We start from the raw sequence: 22,426 nt of genomic DNA, 5'->3' as shown, positions 1-22,426 counted from the left end.
CGCTGCTATAATCGCCGCCCTTTTGTCCAGCGTCGAAGCGTCTCCATGTTCGAGTCCCTGAGTCAGCGCCTGTCTTCCACCATCGAGCGCCTGCGCGGCCGCGCCCGCCTGACCGAGGAAAATATCCGCGAGTCGCTGCGCGAGGTGCGCATCGCCCTGCTGGAGGCCGACGTCGCCTTGCCCGTGGTGCAGGCCCTGATCGAACGGGTCAAGGTGCGCGCCGTCGGCCAGGACGTGCTCAAGAGCCTCACCCCGGGCCAGGCCCTGGTGCGCGTGGTGCGCGACGAACTCACCGCGGTCATGGGCACGGTCAATACCGACCTGAACCTCGCAGCGCAGCCCCCGGCCGTGGTGCTGATGGCCGGCCTGCAGGGCGCCGGCAAGACCACCACCACGGCCAAGCTCGCGCGCTTCCTCAAGGAGCGCAAGAAGAAGAAAGTGATGGTGGTCAGCTGCGACGTGTACCGCCCGGCAGCGATCGAGCAGCTGCGCGTGCTGGCCGAGCAGGTCGAAGTGCTGTTCCACCCGTCCAGCGGCGAACAGGATCCGGTCGCCATCGCCCGCGGCGCGCTGGATGCGGCGAAGAAGAATTTCGCCGACGTACTGCTGGTCGACACCGCCGGCCGCCTGCACGTCGACGCGGCCATGATGACCGAGATCAAGGCCCTGCACGCGGCCCTGAGCCCGATCGAGACCCTGTTCGTGGTCGATGCCATGACCGGCCAGGATGCGGCCAACACCGCCAAGGCCTTCGCCGAGGCGCTGCCGCTGTCGGGCGTGATCCTGACCAAGACCGACGGCGACGCCCGCGGCGGCGCGGCCCTGTCGGTGCGCTACATCACCGGCCGGCCGATCAAGTTCATCGGCGCCGGCGAGAAGACCGAGGCGCTGGAACCCTTCCATCCCGACCGCCTGGCCCAGCGCATCCTGGGCATGGGCGATGTGCTGTCGCTGGTGGAGCAGGTCGAGCAGAAGGTCGACCAGGAAAAAGCCCAGAAGCTGGCCGAGAAGGTCATGAAGGGCAAGCGCTTCGATCTCAACGACATGCGCGATCAGCTGCAGCAGATGCTGAGCATGGGCGGCATAGGCTCGCTGATCGACAAGCTGCCCGGCGTCAACACCCTGCCGGACCACGTCAAGGCCAAGGCCAACGACCGCGAAGTGCACCGCATGATCGCCATCATCAACTCCATGACCAAGAAGGAACGGCGCCATCCGGACCTGCTCAACGGCTCGCGCAAGGCGCGCGTCGCGCGCGGCTCGGGCACCCAGCCGGCCGACGTGAACAAGCTGCTCAAGCAGTACCAGCAGATGGAAAAGATGATGTCCAAGCTGGCCGGCGGCGGCATCAAGGGTCTGATGCGCACCATGTCTTCCGCCATGAAGGGCATGGGCGGCGGTGGCTTCCCGGGCGGCGGCATGATGCGCTGAGCCCGCTGCCGGCTGCCGGCTGCCGCGGCGGCCGGTTTGCTGTATCCTCGCCGGCCCGCTTTGTTTTTGGCGGGCCTTGGCATAGAATGCCGCGTTTCCCGGGGCTCGTTGCGTCCGCGACCGGCCCATCTCACAGAGAAGATCAAGCAAATGGTCAAGATTCGCCTGTCCCGCGGCGGCGCCAAGGGGCGCCCGTTCTATCACATCGTGGTTGCCGACGAGCGCTATGCGCGCGACGGCCGCAGCATCGAGCGTCTGGGCTTCTTCAACCCGGTCGCCGCCGGCAAGGAAGTGCCGCTGGAGCTGAACGTCACCCGCGCGAATGAGTGGATCGCCAAGGGCGCCCAGCCGACCGAGAAAGTGCGCGCGCTGCTCAAGCAGGCCGCCAAGCAGGTTGCGGCGGCTGCGGCCTAAGCACCGGCAGACATGGGCGCGGAGGAAGAACGCCGCGTTCTGGTCGGCAGGATAGTCGGGGTCTCGGGAACGGCCGGAGCGGTCAAGCTCGAATCGTGGACCGATCCCCGCATGCAGATCTTCAGGTACCAGCCTTGGATCCTGAAATCTGCCCAGACCGAGCGGCAGCTGAGCGGCTGCCGCGGTCGCGAGCAGGGCAAGGGCATGATTGCCACCTTGCCCGGCATCGACGACCGCGAGCAGGCGGCGGCGCTGATCGGTACCGAGATCTGGGTGCTGCGTTCGGCGCTGCCCAGGCCCAAGCCCGGTGAATACTACTGGGCCGACCTGGAAGGCCTGGACGTGGTCAATCTGGAAGGCGTGCCGTTCGGCAAGGTGTCGCATCTGTTCGCGACCGGCGCCAACGACGTGCTGGTGATCCGCGACGGCGAGCGCGAGCGCATGGTGCCTTTCGTGCTTGAGCATCACGTGAAGCAGGTGGATCTCGACGCGCGCCGCATCGTGGTCGACTGGGATCCGGATTTTTGAGTTGAAGGGGCAGGGCGCGGTGCGCATTGACGTCATCACGCTGTTTCCCGAATTCGTGCGCCAGGCCGCGGCGGTAGGCGTCATAGGCCGGGCGCAGGAACGCGGCCTGCTGGCGGTGGAAGCCTGGAATCCGCGCGATTTCGCCACCGACAACTACCGCACCGTGGACGGCCGCACCTGCGGCGGCGGTCCGGGTATGGTGATGCTGATTCAGCCCCTGCGCGCCGCCCTGGCGGCGGCAAGGCAGGCGGCGGCCGGCAAGGCAAGAACGATTTACCTGAGTCCGCAGGGCAGCCGGCTGACTCAGGCCAAGGTGGTGGAACTGGCGGGACAGGAGCGACTGATCCTGCTCTGCGGCCGCTACGAAGGGGTTGACGAGCGCCTGCTGGCGCATGAGGTCGACGAGGAAATCTCCATCGGCGACTACGTGCTGTCCGGCGGCGAACTCGGTGCAGCGGTGCTGATCGACGCGGTCGGCCGGCTGCAGGAAGGCGCGCTGAACGATGCGGCGTCGGCCGAACAGGACTCGTTTGCCAACGGCCTGCTCGACTGCCCGCACTACACGCGGCCCATGCAGGACGAGTTGGGTGCGGTACCCGAAGTGCTGCAATCGGGAAACCATGCGATGATCCGGCGCTGGCGCCTGAAACAATCGCTGGGCAGGACCTGGTTGCGCCGTCCCGACCTGCTCGCCCGCGTGACGCTGGACAAGCAGGCGCGCGAGTTGTTGCACGAATTCCGCCGCGAGTGGCTCGCGGCCGGGGCTGCGGAGCCGGAAGCGGCGGCGCAGCGCCAAGAGCCAAGGGCCGGCACGGCGCCGGAAAGATAAATTCAGACCAGATTGGTGAGTGTCATGAGCAACCTCCTTCAACAGTTCGAAGCCGCCCAGATCAAGCGTTCCCTGCCGGACTTCAGCCCGGGCGACACCGTCGTCGTCAACGTCAAGGTCAAGGAAGGCAACCGCGAGCGCGTGCAGGCTTACGAAGGCGTTTGCATCGCCAAGAAGAACGCCGGCCTGAACTCGGCCTTCACCGTGCGCAAGATCTCCCACGGCACCGGCGTGGAGCGCGTGTTCCAGACCCACAGCGCCGTGATCGACTCGGTCTCGGTCAAGCGCCGCGGCAAGGTGCGCGGTGCCAAGCTGTACTACCTGCGCGGTCTGGAAGGCAAGGCTGCCCGCATCCAGGAAGACCTGGCCAAGCACGGCGGCAAGTCCGAGTAATCTGCCGTACCTGGAACGCAAGAAGCCGCCGCAGGGCGGCTTTTTGCGTTGTGGAACCTGCAACAGGCGGAGCCGGCGGCGGCCGATCCCGCCCGGCCTGTTGAAACCGTCCCGCCAGGCCCTATACAACGCGCACCCACCGATTCATCCGAAGCACCGACCATGACCGAAACCGCCGCCCAGACCCGCAAGTTCGAAGCCGAAGTCGCCCAGGTGCTGCACCTGGTCACGCATTCGCTGTATTCGCACAAGGAAATCTTCCTGCGCGAGCTGATCTCCAACGCCTCCGACGCCTGCGACAAGCTGCGCTTCGAGGCGCTGGCGAACCCGGCCCTGACCGAAGGCGACGCCGAGCTTCGCCTGGACATCAGCTTCGACCCCGATGCCCGCACCCTCACCCTGCGCGACAACGGCATCGGCATGAGCCGCGACGAGGTGATCGAGAACATCGGCACCATCGCCCGTTCCGGCACGCGCAAGTTCCTCGAATCCCTGTCCGGCGACGCACGCAAGGACACCCAGCTGATCGGCCAGTTCGGCGTGGGCTTCTATTCCGCCTTCATCGTTGCCGACAAGGTCACCCTGATTACGCGCCGCGCCGGCAGCCCGGCCGCCGACGGCGTGCGCTGGGAATCCGACGGCAGCGGCGAATACACCATCGAGGCGATCGAGGCGCCGCGCGGCACCAGCGTGATCCTGCATCTCAAGGCCGACGAGAGCGAGTTCCTCAGCGCCTGGAAGTTGCGCGACCTGATCGCCAAGTATTCCGACCACATCGCCTTCCCGATCCGCCTGCCGGTGCAGAAGGACGGCAAATCGACCGACGAATACGAGACCGTCAACCACGCCGCCGCACTGTGGACCCGGCCCAAGTCCGAACTCAAGGACGAGGATTACCAGGGCTTCTACAAGTCGCTGTCGCACGATTTCAACGACGCCGCGGCCTGGTCGCACAACCGCGTCGAAGGCTCGCAGAGCTACACCCTGCTGCTGTACCTGCCGTCCAAGCCGCCGTTCGACGCCATGTTCAGCGGCCGCGACGAGCGCAAGGGCCTCAAGCTCTACATCCGCCGCGTCTTCATCATGGATGCGAGCGAGCAACTGCTGCCGGCCTATCTGCGCTTCATGCGCGGCGTGGTGGATTCGGACGATCTGCCGCTCAACGTCAGCCGCGAGATCCTGCAGGACAACCGTCTGGTCGCGCAGATCCGCGCCGCCTGCGTCAAGCGCACGCTGGACCTGCTGGAAAAGCTGGCCAACGACGACAAGGAAAAGTTCCAGACCTTCATCGACAGCTTCGGCAACGTGCTCAAGGAAGGCATCGCCGAGGACACGGCCAACCGCGAGCGCATCGCCAAGCTGCTGCGCTTCGCTTCCACCGCCTCGGAAGGCCAGGCCCGCACCGTGTCGCTGGACGACTACATCGCACGCATGCCGGTAGGCCAGGAAGCGATCTACTACATCAGCGCCGACGGCTACGCCGCGGCCAAGGGCAGCCCGCAGATCGAGGCGCTGCGCGCGCGCAACGTCGAAGTGCTGCTGATGTTCGACCGCATCGACGAATGGATGCTGGGCTATCTCAACGACTACGCCGGCAAGAAGCTGCGCAACGCGGCCAAGGGCGACCTGGACCTGGATGCCATCGGCGGCGGCGAGGACAAGCAGGCGCGCGAGGATGCGGCCAAGGCCGCCGAGCCCGTCGTGGCACGGCTGAAGGAACTGCTGGGCGAGCGCGTGCGCGACGTGCGCGTCAGCCAGCGCCTGACCGATTCGCCGTCCTGCCTGGTGCTGGATGAATTCGACATGGCCTCGCACATGCAGCGCCTGATGCGCGAAGCCGGCCATGAGATGCCGGCATCCAAGCCCATCCTCGAAATCAATCCGCAGCACGCCCTGGTCCGCCGCATCGAAGCCGAGACGGATGCCGCCCGCGCCGGCGAATACAGCCAGCTGCTGTTTGAACAGGCGCAGCTGATGGACGGCGCCCAGCTGGAAGATCCGGCCGGCTTCGTGCGCCGCATCAACGCCCTGCTGGGCGCGGTCTGAGCCCGGCCTTGCGCGCTGCGCCGCACTCATGAGCAGCGCGCAAGCCGCGTTCGCGGCGGCCTGGCAACAGGCCCAGCAAGCCCTGCAGCGCGGCGATGCGGCCGCCGCGCTGGCGCCGTTGCGCCAGTGCCTGCAGCTGCAGCCGCAGCACGCAGGGCTGTGGCTGCAGACTGCGGTGAGCGCGTTCCAGTGCGGCCAGTCCGCGCTGGCGCGGCAGCTGCTGGAAAACGCCCTGCAGCGCTGGCCGCGCGATGTGGCCCTGCTGTTCCACCTGGGCTATCTGCTGGAGCTGGACAAGGACACCGCCGCGGCCGAGGACCTCTACCGCCGCACCCTGGCCGTGCAGCCCGACCACGCCGACAGCCTGCGCAATCTCGCCGGCCTGCTCGCGCGCGACGGCCGCGCCGCGCAGGCCTGGCCGCTGCTGCGGCAACTGCTGCAGCAGCAACCGCAGGATCTGGAACTGTGCGCCGCTGCCGCCGGCCACGCTTTGCAGGCCGGCGAAACCGCTGCCGCGCAGCAGCTGGCGCGGCAGGTGCTGGCGCAGCAGCCGCAGCATGCGGCTGCGCTGCGCACGCTGGGTGCGGCCTCGCGCGAGCGGCGCGATCTGGACAGCGCCCTGCCGGCCTTGCAGCAGGCCGTGGCGCAGGCGCCGCAGGACGCCGCGCTGCTGGCCGACCTGGGCCAGGCGCAGATCGAGGCCGCCGATTTCGCCACCGGCCGCGCCAGCCTGCGCCGTGCCGCCGCGCTGGACCCGCAGCATCGCCTGATCGACTGGATAGGCGCACTGGCATTGCCGGCGCTGGTCGAGAGCGAGGCCATGATCGACGCCGTCTGCGCCGATTTTGCCGCGCAACTGGAACGCATCCATGCCGAACTGCGCCTGGACACCCCGGCCCAGATCGAATCCGCCTGCGCCGCCGTCAGCCGCGTGCTGCCGTTCCCGCTGCACTACCTGCCGCGCGACAACCGCGCCACAGGCCGCCGTTTCGGCGAACTGGTGCAGCGCGTGATGCAGGCCGCCGGCGGCGACTTGGCGCAACCGCCGCCAGCGCGCCGCCACGACGGACGCCTGCGCGTGGGTTTCGTCAGCGCGGAGCTGCGCGAGCACACCATCACGCGCTATTTCAGCCGCTGGCTGGAAGAACTCGATTCCACCCGCTTCGAGCGCTGGGCCTGGCATTGCGGCTTCGTCGCCGACGCCATGACTGCGCGTCTGGCGCACAAGGTCGAGCATTTCGCTCACGTGCGCCTGGCGCCGCTGCAACTGGCCGCGCAGATCCGTGCCGCGGAACTCGATGTGGTCGTGCTGCTGGACGTGGGCATGGATCCGCAGATGCACGCGCTGGCCGCCCTGGCGCTGGCGCCGCGGCAATACCTGGCCTACGGCCATCCGGTCAGCAGCGGCATGACCAGCCTGAGCGGCTTTCTCAGCGGCGCCGCGCTGGAAACGCCGCAGGCCGATGCGCATTACGTAGAACCCCTGCTGCGCCTGCCGGGCCTGGGCGCGCTGCCGGCGCGGCCGGGGCCGGCGATTGCTGCCGCGCCGCGCCGCGGCGGTGCGCCGCAGTTCCTGTGCATACAGAACCTGGCCAAGGTGACGCCGCACTTCGACCACACCCTGGCGCGCCTTGCGCGCGAAACCGGCGGCTGCATCAGTTTCTTCGCCGGCGCCCAGGGCGCGCAGCCGCTGGACCGGCGCTTCCTGGAGCGCGTCTCCGCCGCCTTCCGCGCGCAGGGACTGGACCCGCAGCAACATCTGCAACTGCGCCGGCGCAACGACTACGCCGACTACCTGCAGAGCCTCGCCGACGCCGACGCGATCCTCGATACCCCCTGGTTCAGCGGCGGCGCCACCAGCCTGGATACCTGCCACGTCGGCGCGCCAGTAGTGACCTGGCCCGGCGAGTTCATGCGTTCGCGCCAGACCGCCGGCATGCTGCAACTGCTGGATCTGCCGCAGACCATCGCCGCCGGCGAAGATGACTACATCGCCAAGGTGACCGACCTGCTCGCCAGGCCGGCCGCCGCCGCGGAGCTGCGCGAACAGCTGCGCCTGCGTGCGCCGCGCCTGTTCGAGGACAATGGCGGCCTGGCCGCGCTGGCCGCGGTGCTGCAAACCGGCACGCTCACGAGCTGAAACGAAACACCATGCAGAATCCGACCGAGACCCCCGCACCCGGCGTACGCCTGGATATCTGGCTCTGGGCCGCGCGCTTCTTCAAGACGCGCAGCCTGGCCAAGCAGATGATCGAAGGCGGCAAGATCCAGGTGAACGACGCCGCCTGCAAACCCAGCCGCAGCGTGCGCGTCGGCGACCGCCTGCACATTGCCCGCGGCGAGGACCGCTATTCCATCGTCGTGCTCGGCCTGAGCGAACAGCGCGGGCCGGCGAGCGTCGCCCAAACGCTGTATTCCGAATCGGAAGAAAGCCGCCTGGCACGCCAGCAGGCCGCCGAACAGCGCCGTCTCGAAGCCACCGGCTATGCCAGGCCCGCGACCAAGCCGGACAAGCGCGCACGGCGGCTGATACGCGCGCTGGGCGATATCGACAGCCTCTGACAGGACGGCGGGCGCCGCGGCCGCCGGCTCGCGTCTCTGCGGCATCGGCAGATTGCCGAAGGCGACTTGAAGCCGGGCCTCGCCTGCCGGGTGGCATGCGCCGCCGCGTTGTGGAAGGGCGGTTGCTGAGCTTTCAGGGCCGGAATGGGGGCTGGACTCGTACCGCGCAGTTCACTACGGCAACCGCAGCCCAGGAGTTCCGGCTCATCGCTGCGGTGATTGCCGCTTGCTATCCTGGCCGTTCCCGACCCTGGCGAACGGGATGACGTTTCCGGCGATGGCCCGATGAGGGGAGTGGAGATCCGCTACAGCGCCCGACAAGCCGGCGGCATTCGTTGCAGGAGTCCGTTGCGGGCTGTCATCGCGAACACGGCGTGCGCTCAAGCGGCACCGGACGCCGGCGCGGCCGCATCGGTGCGGCCTGCGCTTGTTTCGCCTTCACGCCTGCGCCGTGTCGCCCGCATCCTGGCGATGGCGGCGGCTGCGATGGGATTCTTGTGCGGCGCCCGCGCGGACGAGCCGGAGCCGTCCTGGGTGCGGCGCCATTACGGCTCCACTGACGGATTGCCGGTCAGCAGCGCCGCTTCCGCGCGCATCGATGCCGATGGATTCCTGTGGCTGGCGACGCACGACGGCCTGGCGCGCTTCGACGGCCAGCGTTTCGACGTGCACGAATCGATGCGCTTTCCCGCGCTGTCGGGCAATCGCATGCTGTCGCTGCACAGGGACGCGCGCCAGCGCCTGTTTGCGCATTCCGCGCATGGCGATTGGGTGGCGGTGCGCTCGGGCCGGATCGAGCGGGTGCCGCTCGGCGACGACGCACGGCAGAACGTGCGGCATGTCGATGAGGCCAGCCTGTGCGTGACCACCTTGCAGGCGCTGTACTGCCCGGACGGCAGCGGCGCGTTTCCGCTGCGCCTGCGTTTCCCGCCGGATACCGAACCAGCGATGGCCTTGCCCGGTGCCGCCGATGCCGCCTGGATGATTACCACCACGGGCGACGTATGGCTGCGCAGTCGAGGTGCGTGGCGCGTGGTGTGGCGCGCGCAGGCCGTATCCATTCCGCAGTCGCCGCGCGATGCGGTTGCAACGGCGGATGGCGCGCTGTGGACCGATGCGGCCGGGCGGTTGCTGCGCGTCTCGGCCGCGGGCGAGGCCACGCGCTGGCTCGACCGCGACATGCCGTCCGATCTCTCGCAGCTGCGTCTGGACGATGACGGACAACTGTGGATAGGCGCGGCCAACGGCCTGTTCGCGGCGGCCGCGGATCGTCCGCGCCGGGTCTTCGCAGAACAAGACGACACCAGTACCGCCGCCAGCTACCGCAGTTGGCGCGCACCGGACGGCGTGCTCTGGATCAGCCGCGGCGGCCGCCTGTGGCAAGTTCCGAAGCCCCAGGGCGAATCGGCCCTGGCGCGCGCGCCGGTGCTGATCAGTTCCGGCGTGATCCAGAATGTGCTGTTCGGCGACGATGACGTCGTCTGGGTGATGACGCTGCGGGACGGAATCTACCGCCTCAACCGCGCGCGCGTGGACCTGCTCGATGCATCCGCCGGCATCGCCGGCGGCAATGTCTACAGCGTGGCGCAAGACCGCGACGGCCGCATGTGGCTGGGCAGTCTCGGCGGCGGATTGAGCGTGATCGACCGCAACGAGCAGGTGCGGCATTTCGGCCGTCCCGAAGGACTGCCCGGCGACAACCCCTGGCTGGTCGCCGCCGGGGCCGATGGCAGCGTCTATGCCGGCACCTACGCCCCCGGGCTGTGGCGCCTGGCGGCCGGCGCGGAGCGGTTCGACGCCGTCGCGCTGCCTGCGGAACTGCTCGGGGAACAGGTGCTGGCAATCGCCTTCGACAGCGCCGGGCGGCTGTGGCTGGGGACGACAGCCGGTGCCTGGCGCAGGGACGGCGGCGAGTGGCAGCGGCAATGGCCATCCACGCCGCGCCGGCTGCGCATAGGCGCGTTGGCCCTGTCGGAGCACGGCGAGGTCTGGTTCGGCGGCGCCGAGGGCGTCTGGCGGCAGCAGGGCGCGTCGGGACATGCGGTGGCCGATGCGCTGCTGTCGCGAACCTCGGTACGCGACCTGTACCGGACCTCCGACGGTGCGCTGTGGATCAGCACTGACGGCCGCGGGCTGGTGCGCGTGGCGGCCGACGATCCGCTGGGCGAGCGCGCGCGGCAGATGGGCCGGGCGCAGGGACTGCCGTCGAACAGCCCCCATGCCGTGCGCGAGGATGCGCACGGCAACGTCTGGGTGAACAGCAACCAGGGCATCTTCCGCATCAGCCGTGCGGGATTGCTCGCATTTCTGGCCGATGGCGGAGCACGCCTGTCGCCGCTGGTGCTGGGCCTGTCCGACGGACTCACCGAACTGGAAGGCAATGGCGGCGTGCAGCCGGCAGCCGCGTTCGACCGGCGCGGACGGCTGTGGTTTCCGTCGCAGCGGGGCGTCGTCCGCTTCGATCCGCTGGCGATACCGCTGCGCGCACACCCGCCGCACGCCATCATCGAAGGGCTGGAGAGCGACGGCCAGCCGCTGCATCCCGCTGCGGCCGGCCAATTGCCGCTCGGCGTGCGCAGCATTCTCGTGCGCTACGGCGCCTCCGACCTGAGCAGCGGCAGCCAGACACGTTTCCGCTACCGGCTGCTGCCGCAGGAACGCAACTGGACCGATGCGGCTGGCGCGCGTTCGGCCGCGTTTCCGGCCCTGCAGCCGGGCCGCTACCGCTTCGAGCTGCTGGCCGGGAACAGCGACGGCATCTGGGCGCAGGAACCGGCTGCGGTCGACTTCGACGTGCCCCATCGCTGGCACGAGACACGCACCTTCCGCGGGTCCGCACTCGTTGCCGCCGGCCTGCTCGCGCTCGCGCTGGTACGCCTGCGCCTGCGCCGCCTGCACCGGCGCGCGGCCGAGCTGGATCGGCAGGTCGGCCTGCGCACCGGCGAACTGGTAGCCGAGAAAGCGCGCGTGGAAACGGCCCTGTCCGAACTGGCGCTGACGCATCGCGAAATCGAGGACAGCAACCAGCGCCTGGCCGAACAGGCGCAGCGGCTCGCGGCGCTGGACCAGTTCCGTACGCGCGTGCTTGCCGACGTGAGCCACGAACTGCGCACGCCGGTGATGCTGGTGTCGCTGCCGCTGCGCGAATTGCAGGCGCACGCCGGCCAGCTCGCGACCGCGGACCGCAGCCGGCTCGAACTGTCGCTCAAGCAGCTGGATCGCCTGGGCGGCCTGGTCGAACAGCTGCTCGACCTGGTGCAGGTCGAGGCCGGGCAGGCGCGGCTGCGCCTGCGCCGGTTCGATCTGGCCGGGCTGCTGCAGGATATTGCCGCGGGCTACCGGCCGGCCGCAGAGCACGCCGGCGTCCGGCTGCTGGTGCAGGGGCCGCCCGCAGGCGTAGTGCTGTTCGCCGATGGCGAGCGCCTGACCACGGTGTTCGGCAACCTGGTCGACAACGCCATCAAGTACGCGCCGGACGGCAGCACGATCACGCTGCGGCTCGCTGCCGGCGACGAATGCGCGACCGTCGAGGTGTGCGACCAGGGGCCCGGTTTCGATTCCGCCGCGAGCCAGCACCTGTTCCAGCGTTTCTACCGGGCGGAGGGCCCGCCGCGCCAGGGGCGCGAGGGACTGGGCATAGGCCTGGCGCTGGCGCGCGAGCTGGTCGAGCTGCACGGCGGCCGCATCGCCGCGGACAGCACGCCCGGCGCCGGCGCGACATTCCGCGTCGAGCTGCCGCTGGGCAGCGCCCATGTCGCGCTCGACGATCTGGCGCTCGATCCGGCGCCCGATGCCGCGCCGCCGCCGGTCCCGCCGGCGCAGCGCGGCGACGGACGCCTGCTGCTGGTCGAGGACCATCCCGACCTGGCCGCCTATCTCGCCGAGCGGCTGGGCGAACACCTGCCGGTGACCTGCGTCGGCAGTGCCGAACAGGCCATGCAGGTATTGGCGGATGCCGCCGACATCCGGCTGGTGGTCAGCGACGTCGTCCTGCCCGGTGCCAGCGGGCTGGAACTGTGCCGGCAGATTTCCGCTGAAGCAGCGCCGCGGCAGCGGCCGGTGATCCTGATTTCGGCGCGGGCCGCCGATACCGACCGCGAGGCCGGCCTCGCCGCTGGCGCGGCGGCGTATCTGGCCAAGCCTTTCAGTTTCGAGGCGCTGCTGCACGCGGTCGCGTGCGCCTGGCCCGAAGCCCAGGCGCGCCTGATCGCGCCGCCCGCCGATCCGGCCACGCTGGATCCGCTGCTCGCGATCGCCGTGCACGGACTCGGCGACGCCGCGTTCGCGATAGCCCGCTGGGCGGAACTGGCGCATCTGTCGGAGCGGCAGCTGCGCCGCCGCGTCGGCGAACTCACCGGCCTGTCGCCGCAGACCTGGCTGCGCGAACAGCGTCTGCTGCGCGTGCGCCACCTGTTGCGCAGCGGCGCCTGCAAGACCATGGCCGAGGCCGGCGCACGCTGCGGCCTGGACAACCCGGCCTGGCTCTACCGCAGCTACCGCGCCCGCTTCGGCGAGCACTGATCCGCCGGCGCCGCCGCGGAGCGGCCGCGCGCAAGTGATTGATCCTTCGTCGCGGCGATGGGCGATGTCCGCTGCGTGCATGCGCATGTCCGCTCAGGACATGGGCATTCGCGAACGATCCGACCACGCTTGCGCTGGGGCTGCTGCGATCCGCGCCTGCCGTATCGGCACGCGAAACCGGTCGTGCAGGGCCGATCACACGGAGAACAGCGATGAAGATTTTCGCGCCTCGCGCAAAGCGCCCGCTGCTGTGGCTGGCGATGCTGCTGTGCGGCGCCGGCGGGCCGGCGCCGGCGCAGACCGTCGGCGTTCCGCGCAGCGGCGACAGCGACCCGGTGTCCGGCGCTGGCCGCGCAGGCGGGGAGACGGCGGGCAGTTGCGCCGGATTCGCATTCCCCTACGCCTTGGCCGGCACCAATAACGCTGCGCGGGTGGCGGAACTGCGCCAGGCGATCGACTGCGCCAACGCCAACACGACCGACGACACGATTGATCTTGGCGGCAACACGCTGGTCCTGGGCGATGCGCCGTATACCGATGCGAACGGCGCCAACGCGCTGCCCTTCGTCAGCAGCACGCTCGCCCTGCGCAACGGTGTGCTGGAACGCGGCGCATCGGCACCGGCGTTCCGCTTTCTCGATGTTCGCGCCAGCGGCGACCTCAGCCTGCGCGCGGTGCAGCTGCGCAACGGCCGCTCGCTGACGGACGGCGGCGCGATTCGCGCCGCGGGCGCGCTGACGGTGGACGATTGCGTATTCGAGGGCAACGTCGCCTCGACGCTGGGTGGTGCGCTGTCGTCCCGGGCCAGGGTGAACATCAACACTTCGCGCTTCATGCGCAATGCTGCCCCGGACGGTGCCGCCATCGCCGGCGACGACGGCGATGCGATCCCCGGCGGGGAAGTGACCTCCGTCGTGCACTCGCGTTTCGAGGACAACGGCGCCGCCGACAGCCGCTCGGTCATCTGGAACAGAAGCCATTTCGGGATGCTCGGCAGCCTTGTCACCGGCAACCATCTGGCCGCGGCCGGCAGCGCGCTGATGCAGTTCCACGAGGACGCCGCCGTGGCGGAACTGCGCAACGTCACGATCGCCGGCAACTCGGTGCAGGGCGCGCTGTTCGTGCGGCCGGCGCTGAACGTGCAGGTGCGCAATTCCATCGTCTGGGACAACGATTACGGCAGCATCGGCAACGTCACGTCCGTCCATAACATCATGCCCGGCGCGGGCGCTGCCGCTGGCAGCCTCGACCAGCCGCCCGGCTTCGCCGGACCCAACGACTATCACCTGGATGCCGGCAGCCCGGCCATCGACGCGGGCGACAACAGCTACGGATGGGCCGGGCCGGATCTCGACGGCAACCCGCGTCCGCTCGACGACAGCGGCGTGGCCGATACCGGCAACGGTCCCGCACCTGTCCTGGACATAGGCGCCTACGAATACCAAGCCAACTCCGTCGCCGCCGGCATCCGCGTCACGCCGACCAGCGGCCTGGTCACCTCCGAGACCGGCGGCACGGCGACCTTCAGCATCGTGCTCGCGCGCTACCCGAAAGCCGATGTCAGCCTGGCCCTGGCCAGCAGCGACGCCAGCGAAGGCGTTGTCTTCCCGGCCAGCCTGACCATCACGCAGGCCAACTGGAACCGGCCGCAGACCATCACCGTCACCGGACTGGACGACGGCGTCAGCGACGGCGACCAGGCCTACACCATTGTGATCGGGCCGGCGGGCAGTACCGATCCGGCCTACGCCGGTATCGACCCGCCGGATGTATCGGCCGTCAACGAAGAAGCGGCGATACCGCCGCACCGTGTCGGCGGCACCGTGATCGGCCTGCTTGGCAACGGTCTCGTGCTGTCGCTGGCCGGTGCCGGCGAAACGCTGCCTGTCGGCGCGGATGGCAGTTTCGCCTTCACGACGGCGCTTGCGCCCGGTGCGGCCTATGCGGTCAGCGTCGCCACCCAGCCGCAGGCACCGGCGCAGTCCTGCGTCGTCATCAACGGCAGCGGCACGATGGGCAGCGCCGATGTCGGCAATGTCGTCGTCAATTGCGGTGCGGCGGACACCCGCGCGATCGGCGGCGCGGTGAGCGGCCTTGGCGGCGGCAGCCTGGTACTGCAACTCAACGGCGGCGGCGATCTCGTGCGGTCGGTCAACGGCAGCTATGCGTTCGCGGCGCGGCTGGTCGACGGTGCGAACTACGTCGTCACCGTGAAGACGCAGCCGCAGGGACACTGGTGCACGATGACCCACGCCAGCGGCACGGTGCAGGGTGCCGACGTCACCAATGTCGATGCGAGCTGCGCGCCGCTGGCGGCGGAGCTGCACCTCGACGTCGACGACGGCCACGCATTCGCGCGCTACGGCTACGTGCGCGACTACTTCGTCACGCTGGGCAATACCGGCAACAGGGCGGCCAACGGTGTGGCGCTCGCCGGTGTATTCAGCGCCGCGTTCGACGTGGCGAACGTGCAGTGGCAATGCCTGGGCGGCGCGAGTCTTTGCGGCGGCGCCGGCGCCGGCGGTTTCTCTGACACGGCCAACCTGCCGCCCAACAGCAGCGTCACCTGGCTGGTCAGCGTGCCTGTGCTGGGCGGCAGCGACGCAATCGACGCTACGTTCGCGGTGAATCTGCTGCCGCCGCCTGCCGGCAGCGGCCTTTCCGATGCCGATACCGATGCACTGGTCCTCTTCCGCGACAGCCTGGACCTGCCGTACGGCGACGGCACGCGCGCGGTGGAACCGCTGCAACTGCCCGACGAACAAAGCGTGACGGTCGACTGGCCGCGCGCCCGCAGCGACGGCATCAGCGTCGTGCGTGTGCTGCAGACACCGGAAGGGGAGGTCGCGGTGCAGCGCCTGGCGTACCTCGGCGCGGAGTTCGTGCGTCTGCTCGGAACGGATCGCGCCGGCCGGCAGCAGGCCAGCGGCTGGGCGCGCATCGTCGCCGGCGCCCGGCTCGCCGCCGGCCGTGTCGCCGGTGCGGCGGGCACGTCCACCGTGCTGCTCGAAGGCGCGCAGCGCCCGCTCGCGCTGCCGCAACCCGCAAGCCATGCCACCGGAGAACTGCAATGAGCCGCCTCGATGCGAAAGGGATGCTGCCGGCCTTGGCGTGCGCGGGACAGCGCCCGGATCTGGTGCGGTCCGGAGGCGTCGCGCGGCCCGTCGCCGTTGCTGCATCCGCCTGGTCAGCGCGGCTGCTTGGCGTTGCGTTGCTGGTTATCGGCGCCTCGGCACAGGCTGCCACCTGCCGCGTCACCACGAGCGGCGTGGCGGGCAACGACGGCAGCAGCTGGGCGCAGGCGAAGCCTCTGCCGGCCGCGCTGGCCAGTCCGGCGTGCAGCGAAATCTGGGTGGCCGCCGGCGTGTACACGCCGGCGGCCGGCACGGATCGCACGGCGGCCTTCGCGCTCCGCTCCGGCGTTGCCGCATACGGCGGCTTCGGCGGCAACGAGAGTAACCGCGACGAACGCGATCCGGCCGTCCACCGCAGCGTGCTGTCCGGCGATATCGGCGGCGACGATGTCGTCGATGCGCAGGGCGTCACTACCAGCGCAGCCGGCATCGTCGGCGACAACAGCTACCACGTCGTCGTAGTGAATGGCAGCACTGCGGCAAGCACCGTGCTGGACGGCTTCATCCTCAGCGGCGGTCTCGCCAACGACACAAACGGCATGGAAAACGCCGTCGGCGGCGGATTGCTCTGCCATGCCGCCGGCACCGGACAGGATTGCCGTCCAACCCTGCGTCAGCTGGTTTTCCGCGGCAATAGCGCGACAACCGGCGGCGGCATGGCCTGTCTGGGACGCAACCAGGGCCGCTGCAGCGCGACGCTGGAGAGCGTCGCCTTCGTCGGCAACAGCGCTGGCTTCGGCGGTGCGCTGGCGAGCGCCGGCATCGACGACGGCAGTGCCAGCCCGGTTCTGCGCAACAGCAGCTTCAGCGGCAACAGCGCTTCGTTCGGCGGCGCTGCCTTCGCCAACGTCGGCGGCACCGGCGGCGACAGCACTGCCGTGCTGCACAATGTCACGTTCAGCGGCAACATCGGTCCCCAAGATGGCTCCGGCGCGGTCTACAACTGGACGTCCGACGAGACCGGCACTGCAGCTGCGCTGCTCGTCAACGCCATCGTCTGGAACAACGGACCGAATGCAATCACCGGCACCGGGGTGACCGTGCGCCGCAGCCTCATCCAGGGCGGCTGCCCCGCAAGCAGTGTCTGTGCCGATCTGGTCGCCGGCGATCCACAGTTGGGCGCGCTGAACGATGCCGGCGCCGCGACGCCGGTGATGCTGCCGGGCGCGGCCAGCGCCGCGCTCGATGCCGCAACCTGCGCCGACGCGCCGGCGGCCGACCAGCGCGGCATCGCCCGTCCGCAGGGCGCGGGCTGCGATATCGGCGCGGTGGAAGTGCGCCAGGCGCAGCTGGTCGTCGACGTCACCGGGGCCGGCGACGTGGATGCGATTGCTTCGCAGGCATTGCTGGGTGCAGCCGTGGTCGATTGCGCAGAAAGCAGCGGCACGTGCAGCGCGTGGTATCGCGCCGAGCCCGATGCAGCGGCGGTCACTCTCGTGCTGCATCCCGCGGCCGGCAATGTGCTGCAGTCGGTCAGCGGCTGCGGCGGCAGTCTTGTCGGCAGCATGTTCACCACGGCAGCGCTGGAAACCGGTTGCACGCTGGCGGTGGTGTTCGCGCCGGCGCAGTACGCGATCGGCGGCACCGTCACCGGACTTGCCGGCAGCGGTCTCGTACTCCTGCTCGGCGGCAATGAAGCCCTGCCCATCCAGGCGAACGGCACGTTTGCGTTCGGAACCACGCTCACCAGCGGCAGTCCCTACGCCGTGACGGTCGGCACGCAGCCGAGCCTGCCGCCGCAAGCCTGCGTGGTGGTCAACGGCAGCGGCACGGTCGGCAACAGCGATATCGGCAATGTGGTCATCCATTGCGGCGCCGCGGCTGTGTATACCGTCGGCGGCACGCTGAGCGGTCTGGCAGCGGGGGCGACGGTCACGCTGGCGATCAACGGCGGCAATCCGCTGACCCTCTCGGCCAACGGCTCCTACGTGTTCACACCGCATTTCGCCCCGGGCGACAGCTACGTCGTCAGCGTGACCACGCAGCCGGCCGGCCAGCACTGCACGCTGGCCGGCGCCGCAGGCACGCTGGCCAGTGCCAATGTCAGCAATGTCGGCGTGACCTGTGCGGCGGGCGGCGCGCGATTGCAGCTCAGCGTCACCGATGCTGGCGACTATGCGCGCTACGGCCAGGTGCGCGACTACTTCGTCACCCTCGCCAACAGCGGCAACGATACCGCTGCGAACGTGGCACTGGGCGCCAGCCTCGATCCCGCCTTCGACGCAGCCAACGTGCAATGGCGCTGTGTGGGCGGCGCGCCCGGCACTGCCTGCAACGAACTGGGCGGTGCGGGCGGTTTCGCCGACATGGCGACGCTGCCGCCCGGAACCAGTCTGGTGTGGATCGTGCGGGTGCCGGTCCGCGGCGACAGCCCTGCCGAAGCGGCCACCTTCGTCGCCCATGCCGCCGGCGCAACGAACGCAGCCGACAGCAATACGCTGGTCATCTTCCGCGACGGCGTCGATGTTCCGTATGCCGATGGCGCGGGTGTGACCGATCCGGCGCGCAGCGCGGCGGCCGGCGGCGGCGCGGGGTTGCGCTGACGGCTGCGCGGCTCGTCGTCGCGTGGGCGCCAGGCAGCGGAAGCCCGTGAGGAGCTGCTGCCGCCATGGCCTGGCGCTGGGCTGGCTGCTGCTCCTGCTCCTGGACATGCCGGCGTTCGCGTGCGATGCCGCAGCGAACCCGCGCGGCGGCGAAGCGCCGGCCGCGCGGGTCGCGGCCATCCTGTCCGTCGCCCAGGCCGGCACGGCGAGCCGGCCGGTGATCTACGACATTCTGCTGTTCAACCGCGGCAGCGGCGACCGGCCGGACGATCCGGTCAGCGATGAACTCGTCGATGTGCTTCCCGCGGAACTGGCGCTGCGTCGCGTGGATGCCGACGCCGGCACGATCACGGTCGATCTCGCCGGCAACCGGGTGCGCTGGAACGGTGCGCTGGCCTCCGGCGCGGCAGCGGTCGCCATCCGCATTGAGGCGGACGTGGTGGCCACCCCGCCGGCGACGATCCGCAACCAGGCCTGCGCCGCCTACGACAGCAATGGCGACGGCCGCAACGGCCGCACGGTCCTGTCCACCGATCCGTCGCATCCCGGCGCAGCCGTGCCCACGACATTCCGGTTCGCCGGTGCCCAGGCCCGCCGGCCGCGGTATCGGCGGCATCCCGCGTCGTCCTCGCCGCCGTAGCGCCGGGCCCGCACGCGGCGGGCCGGCCGGAGCACCTTGCGAGCTGTCGGCGGACCGGCAAGGCCCGCGGTGCGGGGGCGCCCTGTCTCGCCATGCAGGCCGCGCAGGCCTGGCCCCGCGTCAAGACCTGCAGCCGGGCCTGCGACAGGCGATACTCCACGGCCTTGGTTTGCGGCGTCACGGTTTCCGTGAGTCCCCTGCCGGTACGCCGGCGCGGACCGTGGACCTGCGCGCCCGGGCGTCCGCCGCGCGTGGACCCCCGGTGGACATGCCGACGTACGCGAACCGACATTCCGAAGCAAAGCCCCCGTGATCATGGCCGCCGACACCATCGAGCAAAACACTGTTTCAAAAGAAAATTCGTCCGGCAAGCCGGGTAATGGCGAACACACGCCGCTGATGCGCCAGTACTTCGCCGCCAAGGCGGACTATCCGGACACGCTGCTGTTCTTCCGCATGGGCGATTTCTACGAGCTGTTCTACGACGACGCCCGCAAGGCGGCGCGGCTGCTCGACATCACCCTGACCCAGCGCGGCAATTCCGCCGGGCAGCCGATTCCCATGGCCGGCATTCCGCATCATTCGGCCGAAGGCTATCTGGCACGCCTGGTGAAGCTGGGCGAATCGGCGGCGATCTGCGAGCAGATCGGCGATCCGGCCCTGGCCAAGGGCCTGGTGGAACGCAAGGTCGTGCGCGTGATTACGCCGGGCACGGTGACCGACGAAGCGTTGCTGGAAGAGCGGCGCGACAATTTCCTGCTCGCCATCGCCGCCGGCAAGAACGGCTACGGCCTGGCCTGGGTGGATCTGGCCAGCGGCCGCTTCCTGCTTAGCGAGGCGGCCACGCCCGAGGCGCTGGCGTCGGAACTGGCGCGCTTGCAGCCGGCGGAAACCCTGGTCAGCGAGGACGTGGCCTGGGCGCGCTTCGTCACCGAGCTGCCCGGCCTGCGCAAGCGCGCGCCCTGGCATTTCGACGGCGATACCGCCACGCGCCAGCTGTGCCGCTTCTTCGGCACGCGCGATCTGTCCGGCTTCGGCTGCGAGGGCCTGCCGCTGGCGGTCGCTGCGGCGGGCTGCCTGCTCGGCTATGTGGAGGAAACGCAGAAGAGCGCGCTGCCGCATCTGTCCGGGCTGGCCGTGGAAAACGCCGCGGAGACCATCGCGCTGGACGCGGCGACGCGCCGCAATCTGGAATTGGATACGCACGCCAGCGGCCGCAGCGAGCACACCTTGCTCGGCGTGCTCGATCACAGCGTCACGCCGATGGGCGCACGCCTGCTCAAGCGCTGGCTGCATCGGCCGCTGCGCAGCCGCGAACTGCTGCGCCACCGCTACCAGGCCATCGCCGCGCTGATCGAGGAGCGCCGCGGCGCTGCGTTGCGCGACACCTTGCGCGGCATCGGCGATCTGGAACGCATACTGGCGCGGGTCGCGCTGCGCTCGGCGCGGCCGCGCGACCTGTCCACCCTGCGCGACGGCCTGCTGCTGACGCCGGTTCTGCGCAGCCAGCTCGAAGGCGCCGACAATCCGCTGCTGGCCAGCCTGGTCGCGCAGATCGGCGAGCACGCGCAGACGGCCGACTACCTCGCCCAGGCCCTGGTCGAGCAGCCGCCGGCCCTGCTGCGCGACGGCGGCGTGGTGCGCAGCGGCTTCGACGCGGAACTGGACGAATTGCGCACGCTGTCCACCAATGCCGACCAGTTCCTGCTCGACCTGGAGCAGCGCGAGCGCGAGGCCAGCGGCATCCCCACGCTCAAGGTCGGCTACAACCGCGTCCACGGCTACTACATCGAGATCACCAACGCGCATTCCGCGCGCGCGCCGACCCACTACACCCGGCGCCAGACCATCAAGGGCGCCGAGCGCTACATCACCGAGGAACTCAAGGCGTTCGAGGACAAGGTGCTGTCGGCGCGCGAACGCTCGCTGATGCGCGAGCGCGCGCTGTACGACAGCGTGCTGGATACGCTCAACGCGCAGCTGCACGCGCTCAAGCAGGCCGCCGCCGCGGTGGCCGAGCTGGACGTGCTCGCCGCCCTGGCCGACCGCGCCGATGCGCTGAACTGGGCCGCGCCGGAACTGGGCGACGAGCCCGGCATCCACATCACTCGCGGCCGCCATCCGGTGGTCGAGCAGGTGCGCGACGATCCGTTCGAGCCCAACGACCTGGTGCTGGACGAGCGCCGCCGCATGCTGGTCATCACCGGCCCCAACATGGGCGGCAAATCGACCTACATGCGCCAGGCCGCGCTGATCGTGCTGCTGGCGCACATCGGCAGCTACGTGCCGGCAGATGCGGCGCGCATAGGGCCGATAGACCGCATCTTCACCCGCATCGGCGCCGGCGATGACCTGTCGCGCGGCCAGTCCACCTTCATGGTGGAAATGGCCGAGACGGCCAACATTCTCCACAATGCCACTGAGCACAGCCTGGTGCTGATGGACGAAGTCGGCCGCGGCACCTCAACCTACGACGGCCTGGCCCTGGCCAAGGCCTGCGCCGTGCAGCTGGCTGAACGCAACCGCGCCTACACCTTGTTCGCCACGCACTATTTCGAGCTGACCGAACTCAGCGCGCAGTACAGCGGCATCGCCAACGTGCATCTGGACGCGGTCGAATACGGCGACACGCTGGTGTTCATGCATGCGGTCAAGGAAGGTCCGGCCAACCGCAGCTTCGGCCTGCAGGTCGCCGCGCTGGCGGGCCTGCCCAAGGGCGTCATCAGCAACGCGCGGCGCTACCTGGCCGCGCTGGAACAGCAGCCCGCGCCGGCAACGGCCGCAACCACGCCGGCGGCGCTGGCCGCGCCGCAGCAGATGGGATTGTTTGCGGCGCCGAGTGCGGCGGAGCGGGCGCTGCGCGAGATCGATCCGGACGAGCTGACGCCCAAGGCGGCGCTGGAAGCGCTGTACCGGCTGCGCGCGCTGCTGTAGCGGTCCGGATGGCCGCAGAGGGGCAGGGCGATGCAATTCGGCGCGCCCGTGCTGCAGCGGCAGGCGGCATCCCTGCCGCGCCGGAAGGTTCAAGGTTTGTGCAACTGTTTATTTGTGCATAGGTTTGCAATTCATGGTGTCCGTCAGTGGTTGGCGGCGGGCGTTGCGGAACGCCGGCCTGTGGCGATGGCTCCGGCAATGCAGCGCCGGCCAGGCTGCCGAAGCACATCCACGGCGTAGATTCGCTGCACGCATTGCCTGTGCGGCTGCGTGATCAACCGCACTTGCAGGCTGCCGGTCGGCACCTTTGCGGGGCTGGCCGCCGGTTTCTTGTCGCCGGGCCGGGGCGCGGCGGCGGCCGCGTTTGCGAACGCAAACAGCACCCGCTGGCGGCCGGTTCCGGCCCGATGGTCATATTGCGTCCCCGCCGGCCGGACGGGGTAAGATCCCG

General features: G+C 69.8%; 13 protein-coding genes. All 13 read left to right on the top strand.

The genetic code is table 11. From position 1 onward, the window contains the following. Nucleotides 1-45: 45 nt before the first annotated feature. On the top strand, nt 46-1,431 hold the full coding sequence (ffh, locus tag NM961_RS01065; RefSeq protein ID WP_255910337.1) for a signal recognition particle protein: 1,386 nt from the start codon (nt 46-48) through the stop codon (nt 1,429-1,431). A gap of 150 nt (nt 1,432-1,581) precedes the next feature. Then, nucleotides 1,582-1,845, top strand: coding sequence for a 30S ribosomal protein S16 (gene rpsP / locus NM961_RS01060; protein WP_255910336.1), 264 nt, complete (start codon nt 1,582-1,584; stop codon nt 1,843-1,845). A gap of 12 nt (nt 1,846-1,857) precedes the next feature. Continuing rightward, entirely contained in the window at nt 1,858-2,373 is a 516-nt protein-coding gene (rimM, locus tag NM961_RS01055; RefSeq protein ID WP_255910335.1) for a ribosome maturation factor RimM, read from the top strand. Between the two features lie 19 nt (nt 2,374-2,392). Next, complete coding sequence (trmD, locus tag NM961_RS01050) at nt 2,393-3,202, top strand: tRNA (guanosine(37)-N1)-methyltransferase TrmD (protein ID WP_255910334.1); 810 nt, start codon at nt 2,393-2,395, stop codon at nt 3,200-3,202. Nucleotides 3,203-3,226: 24 nt separating this feature from the next. Continuing rightward, on the top strand, nt 3,227-3,595 hold the full coding sequence (rplS, locus tag NM961_RS01045; RefSeq protein WP_255910333.1) for a 50S ribosomal protein L19: 369 nt from the start codon (nt 3,227-3,229) through the stop codon (nt 3,593-3,595). Nucleotides 3,596-3,757: 162 nt separating this feature from the next. Continuing rightward, nucleotides 3,758-5,641, top strand: coding sequence for a molecular chaperone HtpG (gene htpG, locus NM961_RS01040; protein ID WP_255910332.1), 1,884 nt, complete (start codon nt 3,758-3,760; stop codon nt 5,639-5,641). A gap of 28 nt (nt 5,642-5,669) precedes the next feature. Continuing rightward, nucleotides 5,670-7,781: an O-linked N-acetylglucosamine transferase, SPINDLY family protein gene (locus NM961_RS01035; RefSeq protein ID WP_255910331.1), complete on the top strand. Its 2,112-nt coding sequence runs from the start codon at nt 5,670-5,672 to the stop codon at nt 7,779-7,781. Nucleotides 7,782-7,792: 11 nt separating this feature from the next. Beyond that, entirely contained in the window at nt 7,793-8,203 is a 411-nt protein-coding gene (locus tag NM961_RS01030) for an RNA-binding S4 domain-containing protein (protein ID WP_255910330.1), read from the top strand. 486 nt (nt 8,204-8,689) lie between these two features. Then, entirely contained in the window at nt 8,690-12,724 is a 4,035-nt protein-coding gene (locus NM961_RS01025) for an ATP-binding protein (protein WP_255910329.1), read from the top strand. A 212-nt stretch (nt 12,725-12,936) separates the two neighbouring features. Next, nucleotides 12,937-15,798 (top strand): choice-of-anchor Q domain-containing protein, encoded by a 2,862-nt coding sequence (locus NM961_RS01020; protein ID WP_255910327.1) that lies wholly within the window; start codon nt 12,937-12,939, stop codon nt 15,796-15,798. 137 nt (nt 15,799-15,935) lie between these two features. Next, nucleotides 15,936-18,401, top strand: a complete 2,466-nt coding sequence (locus NM961_RS01015; protein ID WP_255910324.1) for a choice-of-anchor Q domain-containing protein — start codon at nt 15,936-15,938, stop codon at nt 18,399-18,401. Nucleotides 18,402-18,447: 46 nt separating this feature from the next. Next, nucleotides 18,448-19,041 carry a hypothetical protein gene (locus tag NM961_RS01010; protein ID WP_255910321.1) on the top strand — a complete coding sequence of 198 codons (594 nt, stop codon included), beginning with the start codon at nt 18,448-18,450 and terminating at the stop codon, nt 19,039-19,041. A 315-nt stretch (nt 19,042-19,356) separates the two neighbouring features. After that, a complete protein-coding gene (gene mutS / locus NM961_RS01005; RefSeq protein WP_439334187.1) occupies nt 19,357-21,975 on the top strand; it encodes a DNA mismatch repair protein MutS in 2,619 nt (872 codons plus the stop codon). Nucleotides 21,976-22,426 lie beyond the last annotated feature (451 nt).

Source organism: Tahibacter harae, assembly GCF_024437735.1.
In the GTDB taxonomy this organism is placed as follows: domain Bacteria; phylum Pseudomonadota; class Gammaproteobacteria; order Xanthomonadales; family Rhodanobacteraceae; genus Tahibacter; species Tahibacter harae.
This window is presented reverse-complemented; position numbering and strand designations above follow the sequence as displayed.